Below are 6,897 nucleotides of genomic sequence, written 5' to 3' on the forward strand. Positions count from 1 at the left end.
GGGTGAATGAAATCGAGGGCAATTTGACCGATGAGTTCCTCTGGTTCGTAGTCCAAGACTGTTTCTACAGAAGGGCTTTCGTAAACAATGCGACCGCAGCCGTCGAGAATGGTAATGATGTCGGAACTGTTGAGAATTAGCGATCGCCACTTAGCTTCATTTTGCAGTAAAGCTGATTCGGCAAGTTTGCGATCGGTAATATCCTCTACCATTTCCAAAATAAACTGTGGCGTTTCGTGACTGCTGTGGATGACAGAGGCGCTGAGGCGTCCCCACCTGATGCTGCCGTCTGGGCGGAGGTAGCGCTTCTCGATTTGGTAAGCTTCGCGCGATCCTGAGGCCAACTGTTGGCGCAAGTGGCGATCGGACTTTGCGTCTTCCGGATGCGCCCAGTCGTCGATGCCGGCGCCGCGCAGTTGGGCTTCCGATCGCCCCAGCATAGCTTGAAATGCCGGATTAGTCGCGATCGCCACGCCTTCGAGGGTAGCCACTGTCATGCCGATCGCAGCGCGTTCAAAAATTGCCCGAAACCGCTGTTCGCTGTCCCGTAAAGCTGCCTCTGCTTCGACTTCCTGAGTGATGTCCCGCCCCGCCACTGCCATGCCTTTGCGGGAACCGTCGGGGTTAAACAGCGGCACTTTCCGCACTTCAAACCAATTGCTGCCGCCTGTAGGTAAGGAGACAACTTGGCGGGTGCAAGTCAGAGTACCGGCTTCCCAGGTAGTTTCCTCGGTTTCTTGCCAAGTTAGCAGGATTTCTCTGACTCTCGGATCGGCAGTAGCAGCAAGTTCGGCGGTAGTTTTGCCCTGGTAGTCTGAGGTATCGAGGCCCAAAAGTTGGAGGGCGCAGTCGTTAGCAATCAGCCAGCGCCCCTCGCTGTCTGTGAGGTTCACTGCGTCGGGTACGGCATCGATCGCGGTTTTCAGCCAATATTCTCGATCGCCCAGGGCTGCTTCAGCGCGCTTGCGATCGGCGATTTCGGCGACGGTTCCCTCGTAGTAAAGGAGTTCGCCGTTTTCGCCCTCAACTTCGCGCACGTTTTCCGAGATCCAGGTAGTGCTGCCGTCCCGGCGGAGTATGCAGGACTCAAACTCTTTCAGGGAGCCTTTTTTGGTAATAGTAGCGACGAATTGAGCGCGGCGGGTGCGATCGACATAAATGTTTGTTGCCGAACATTTTGCGATCAGTTCTGACGGAGAATCGTAGCCGTAGATGCGGGCGAGTGCCGGGTTGGCGCTGAGGTAGCGCCCGTCTGGGGCGATTTGAAATATGCCTTCGGTGGCGTTTTCAAAGATGCTGCGGTATTTTGCCTCGGCTTGTTTGAGGGCTTCTTCTGCTTGAATGCGATCGGTGATCTCAGCTTGGACGCCGATGAAGTGGGTAACGGTGCCGCTGCTATCGCGCACCGGTGAGATGGTGAGTTCATTCCAGAAGGGCGTGCCGTCTTTGCGGTAGTTTTTCAGAACTACTTTGCAGTCGTGTTGTTCTCGCAGGGCTGCGCGGATGCGATCGACGGCTGCGCGATCGGTATCCGGGCCTTGCAGGAAACGGCAGTTGTGTCCGATGATTTCGCTGCGATCGTAGCCTGTAATCTTCTCGAAGGCTGGGTTGCAGTAGACGATTGGGTTGTCCGGAAGTGTAGCGTCCGCGATCGCGATGCCGTTGCTGGTAGCTGCCAGGGCGCGATCGTACAGCCTCCATACTTCTTCTATTAAATTCGGTGCATTGGGGCCGGTACGATTCGGCGATAGATTGTCAAAAGGAATACTTATATCGATCTGCATAAGTTTTTATAGATTGAGTTTATTATCGATCGCGATCGGCAGCATACCCTGCAATTTTAACAAAAATTTCCTATTTTCTTATATAGCCTTTCTCAAAAAGATGAGGTATGACTGACAGCTTATATAACCCTTAAATTAAGAGGGCCCTCTTCCCAACAACGTCCGCGAATATGAGAGCTAGATCCACTATATGTCGAAGTTAGAAAATCATCCTCCAAAATTTATGCATTAAATTATACCAACAATAAATCAGTGTGCCGGGTTTTTCTTGCCTTCTACCTTGTACTTTTTGCATTCAAACGACTCTTACCCGTTAACTTATAATAGTTGTTGCCGCGCCTTCTCTATCTCTGGTATAGTTTATACCATTTGAGATTTTAGACTTTAGATTGGGACTTGCTGATGAATCTCGCAGTTGGGAGTTTACCTACAGTTGCATTCATTTTTAAAACTAATATTAATTAACAGCGTTTAGTCGGCTTACTGCTGCCGGCAATAAAGTTTTACCTCTAGAGCCAAAATAGAAACTCTGGCTCTAGTGAAATGTTTTTAATCAAATCTTTTTTAGTTGTTAAACGATCCAAACTATTCTGAAAAAAAACCGAGTCAAGATTAATTTTGAACGATCGCAGCCAGTTCGGAAATATCATCGATCGCAAAAGTCGGTGCTAGGGCGAGACACTCCGCGCGATCGCCATATCCGTAAGCCGCCCAACAAACATCTATCCCAGCATTTTTAGCAAACAGCAAATCAACCGCTGTATCGCCAACCATTAACACTTGACTGTTATCCAAATTCGGGAACAGCGGTTTAATTATCGAGTGAAAAACACTTGGATTGGGTTTTTGAATAATTTGTCCGTCATCACCTAAAATCAAATCAAAAAAACCGTTAATTCTCAACTTTTCCAGGAACAGATTTACAAAACTCAGGTGTTTGTTGCTGAAAACTATCAAGCTCAATCCCGACTTGCTCGCCAACTGCAAAATTTGCTTGGTACCAGGAAATAAATCGAGCTGCTTTTCACCTTCAGTCCGATAATAAGAGCGGTAAGTTTCAACCCATTCGGGAATTGCGCTTTCCTCGATCGCCGGATGCAGCATTTTAAAAGTATTTTGTAAATTGATACCGATCGTCCCTTGAATTATATCTGCCTCAGGCGGTGTATTACCAAAACTTTCAAAAGTTTTAGTAATGCAAGATATAATGGCTTTATGAGTAATTGCCAAAGTGCCGTCAAAGTCGAAAATAATTAACTTGTACTGACTCATATTCCGTTCCCAGTGTGAAGTATAATCTTTAAACATTCAAGAGGTCAAGATGAATGTCACCGAAAAACCCGAATTCCTAGCAACAGATTTTACAGAATTTCCCGATCACACTCAATTACCCGACTCCGACGGTACTTTTGTGAAAAACTTTCAAGAACTTCCTCAAAGCATCCTGCTAACAACATCTGTTCGACCCATTTTAGACCAAATTCATCCCGACGGACAATACTGCATCGGTCAAGATTCAGGTATTTACTGGCGAGTAGCGCAACCCCCGGAACCGCCCGAAAAAGGAGCCGAAGCACCAGATATGCGGCGTTCCTATGTGATGTGGAAAGAATTAATGCCGCCGTTAATTATACTAGAATTTGTTTCGGGAGATGGCAGCGAAGAAAGAGATAAAACTCCCAAAAAGGGGAAATTCTGGATTTACGAACGGATTATTAGACCTGCTTTTTACGGAATTTATGAAGTCAAAAAAGCCAAAATAGAATGCTATCATTTGGTAGAAGATAGATTTGAGTTAATGTCAGAAAATCAGCGCGGACATTACCAAATCGAGCCAATGGGATTGGAATTGGGCATTTGGCAAGGAGTTTATCAGGGCGTAGAACTGCCTTGGCTGCGCTGGTGGGATGCTGAGGGGAATTTGCTGCTGGCCGCTGATGAACGGGCAGAACAAGCCGAATTAGCAGCAGAACAAGAACGACAAAGGCGCATAGAAGCTGAGTTGCGAATTCAAGCTTTAGAAGCGCGTTTGCGAGAGTTAGAAGGCAGCTAATAGGTAGCCAGAAACCGGGTTTTTCCGCCAAAATATTCGCAAAAAATCCTCAATCTCCCAAAAACCCGGTTTCTTTGAACCTACCAGAAAGAATTGCTTGAAAGCCCAAAGCCCGATCGGGAGAAATTAAAATCAGACTATTCATTACTCCAATCCTCGGACTTAAGGGTAGAGGTCGCTCTCAAACTGTCAACTGTCAACTGTCAACTGAAGTATTCGATTCAAACCCTCAATCTCGCCAAAAACCCGGTTTCTTGATTGGCAGCTACCAGCCCCAAAAACAAGATTGACATCGGTTCTAATCCAGAATTTGCGTATATTAATTGATTAGTAAAGTATTGCATCACTTTTGTGTAAGTCCTATGGCACTAATTGTTCAGAAATATGGTGGAACATCGGTTGGTACAGTCGATCGCATTTTAGAAGTAGCCCGACGAGTAGTCAAAACAGTACAGCTTGGAAACTCCCTCGTCGTCGTACTTTCAGCAATGGGGAAAACCACCGACGGTTTAGTGAAACTCGCTAAGGAAATTTCCCCAAATCCCAACAAACGGGAAATGGATATGTTGCTTTCCACTGGGGAACAAGTATCGATCGCACTTTTGAGTATGGCATTGCAGGAAATGGGACAGCCCGCCATTTCCCTCACCGGCGCCCAAGTCGGGATTGTCACCGAAGCCGCCCACACCCGCGCCCGGATTTTGCGAATCGATCCGGCGCGCATGGAAACCCAGTTAAATAGCGGAAAAGTTGTCGTCGTTGCCGGTTTTCAAGGCATCGCCGACGCCGGAGAATTGGAAATCACCACCTTGGGGCGCGGCGGTTCCGATACCACAGCAGTAGCCCTCGCCGCAGCGCTGCGGGCCGACAGATGCGAAATTTATACCGACGTGCCCGGAATTCTAACTACAGATCCGCGCTTGGTAGCCGACGCGCAATTGATGGATGAGATCACCTGCGACGAAATGCTGGAATTGGCGAGTTTGGGTGCAAAAGTCCTGCATCCGCGCGCCGTCGAGATTGCCAAAAATTACGGCGTGCCGCTGATCGTGCTTTCTAGCTGGAGTGACGCCCCCGGTACGCGGGTGGTGTCGCCTCCCCCCCAACCCCGGCCTTTGGAGGGCTTGGAGCTCGCAAAAGCGGTCGATGCGGTGGAATTTGACTTGGATCAGGCGGGGGTGTCGCTGTTGCGTTTGCCCGATCGCCCGGGAGTAGCAGCGCGGTTGTTTGGTGCGATCGCGCAGCAAAATCTCGATGTAGACTTAATTATCCAATCAATTCACGAAGGAAATACGAACGATATCGCCTTTACAGTCAGGCGAAATTCGCTGAATCAAGCTGTCGCGGTTGCAGATGCAATTGTCCCCGCCTTGGGTAAGAATTCTCGCCCAGAATTGGGGGAACCCGAAGTGAAAGCAGAGGAACGACCCATAGCTAAAGTTAGCATTGCGGGTGCGGGAATGATCGGGCGGCCGAGGGTAGCAGCCGAGATGTTTAAGACTTTGGCGGATGCGGGAATTAACATTCAGATGATTTCCACTTCCGAGGTCAAAGTTAGTTGTACGATCGATGCTACGGATTGCGATCGGGCAGTTGCCGAACTCTGCAAAGCATTTGATGTCGCCAACTCCCCTGTCGGGCTGCATTCCTCATCGAACAAACCGCCCGCAGTCAGGGCTGTAGCGTTGGATCTCAATCAAGCGCGTCTGGCAATTCGCCAATTACCCGATCGCCCCGGAGTAGCAGCAAAACTGTTCGGACTGTTAGCCGAAGAAAATATCAGCGTAGATACAATCATTCAATCGCAACGCTGCCACAATATCGACGGCATCTTAACCCGCGATATTGCATTTACCGTAGCACAAATTGACGCCGAATCTGCGAAAACAGTCTTGGAAAAATCAGCAGTTGAATTCGGCTGGGGCGAAGTCGCAGTCGATACAGAAATCGCCAAAGTTAGCGTAGTTGGTTCCGGGATGGTAGCGCATCCGGGAGTAGCGGCAAAGATGTTTGAAGCGCTTTCGCAGCACAAAATCAACATTCAAATGATTGCGACTTCTGAGATTAAGATTAGCTGCGTTGTGGATGAGGCGCAGGGTGTCACAGCTTTGAAAGCAATTCACGCCGCGTTTGAGCTTTCGGGGAGTGAAAGAATCCAAGTTCCCGCCTGATAAAGGTTCGGACTCAGGACTTTAGTCCTTTCTTACAGGTTTGTAGTAAGGACTTCAGTCCTAATTTATTATGAACTAGCAACAAAAGTTCTTACTGCAAATTCCCGAGCATTAAACTGTGTTAGGATCGAATTGGCGATCGACTAAAAGGAATTTAATCTTATGACAGTAGCTAACGAACAGATTACTGATGCCAGCAGCAATAGCGGTTTATCGAATTTTCGCATCACTGTTGAAGGTCTGCTAGAACTTTTAGATTTAGAAGAAGAGGATGAGTACGGAATTTTAAGACCAACTGAATATGCTTTCAGGACAGCGATGAAATTAATTGCTGAAGCCTATGATAGTATGGGGAACAGTTTTCCTAAATGCTCGATTGGTACAGATGACCAAGGTAGTATTAGACTGGCTTGGCAAAATCTAAATACTGATTGTAGAGTCAGGTTATTCTGCCCATCTAATGCCGAGGCGAAAGCTTACATTTATCATCAGAAGAATCAGGAATATAAATCGGAAGATCTCATTTCCGCGTCAACGTTAGTTCATTGGCTAGAGTGGTTTAACCAGGTATGACTGATAAATTTTAGAGGAGTCACTCAGATGCAGTCTTAAATATGTAATGAAGTGCTATAATAATTATTGTTCGTGGATAAAATTTATCCAATTTGTTCTGCGAATGACATTTTTATGACTAAATACTTATGACTACAAACTATGAATTCGATTCTTTAGCTGACAGTGCTATTGTCTATAGAGCTTTACTTCGGAGACAATGGATTGATGAAACCAGCGATATAGTTTTACTTTTCGCTTATTTACTTCGACCCAATGAGCCTGGTTTATCGGTAACAATTGCCAGTGTTTGTTCACCCGAACAATGTGCAGCAAA

6 protein-coding genes are annotated in these 6,897 nt (G+C 47.2%); 4 read left to right on the forward strand and 2 right to left on the reverse strand.

The features are described from left to right. Positions 1-1,784 (reverse strand): PAS domain S-box protein (locus tag JGK20_RS33570; protein ID WP_293233721.1); only part of this gene is annotated, 1,784 nt, incomplete at its 3' end. Positions 1,785-2,396: 612 nt separating this feature from the next. Then, positions 2,397-3,056 carry an HAD family hydrolase gene (locus JGK20_RS33575; RefSeq protein ID WP_293233723.1) on the reverse strand — a complete coding sequence of 220 codons (660 nt, stop codon included), beginning with the start codon at positions 3,054-3,056 and terminating at the stop codon, positions 2,397-2,399. 49 nt (positions 3,057-3,105) lie between these two features. On the opposite strand from JGK20_RS33575, the gene JGK20_RS33580 reads away from it, so the two are divergent. The 4 genes from JGK20_RS33580 to JGK20_RS33595 form a co-directional block, all read left to right on the forward strand. Continuing rightward, entirely contained in the window at positions 3,106-3,837 is a 732-nt protein-coding gene (locus JGK20_RS33580; RefSeq protein ID WP_293233725.1) for a Uma2 family endonuclease, read from the forward strand. A 362-nt stretch (positions 3,838-4,199) separates the two neighbouring features. Further along, the gene (locus JGK20_RS33585) at positions 4,200-6,008 is read left to right on the forward strand and encodes an aspartate kinase (protein WP_293175589.1); all 1,809 of its coding nucleotides are present in this window, start codon (positions 4,200-4,202) and stop codon (positions 6,006-6,008) included. A gap of 162 nt (positions 6,009-6,170) precedes the next feature. After that, on the forward strand, positions 6,171-6,581 hold the full coding sequence (locus tag JGK20_RS33590) for a hypothetical protein (protein WP_293233727.1): 411 nt from the start codon (positions 6,171-6,173) through the stop codon (positions 6,579-6,581). Positions 6,582-6,709: 128 nt separating this feature from the next. Next, positions 6,710-6,897 (forward strand): hypothetical protein (locus JGK20_RS33595; protein ID WP_293233729.1); only part of this gene is annotated, 188 nt, incomplete at its 3' end.

It is taken from the genome of Microcoleus sp. PH2017_05_CCC_O_A (assembly GCF_020738785.1).
Lineage (GTDB): Bacteria > Cyanobacteriota > Cyanobacteriia > Cyanobacteriales > Microcoleaceae > Microcoleus.

Excerpts from the sequence above, each read along its gene's own strand:
- JGK20_RS33580 (WP_293233725.1), top strand. The coding sequence starts at position 3,106 with ATGAATGTCACCGAAAAACCCGAATTCCTAGCAACAGATTTTACAGAA.
- JGK20_RS33590 (WP_293233727.1), top strand. The coding sequence starts at position 6,171 with ATGACAGTAGCTAACGAACAGATTACTGATGCCAGCAGCAATAGCGGT.
- JGK20_RS33585 (WP_293175589.1), top strand. The coding sequence starts at position 4,200 with ATGGCACTAATTGTTCAGAAATATGGTGGAACATCGGTTGGTACAGTC.
- JGK20_RS33575 (WP_293233723.1), bottom strand. The coding sequence starts at position 3,056 with ATGAGTCAGTACAAGTTAATTATTTTCGACTTTGACGGCACTTTGGCA.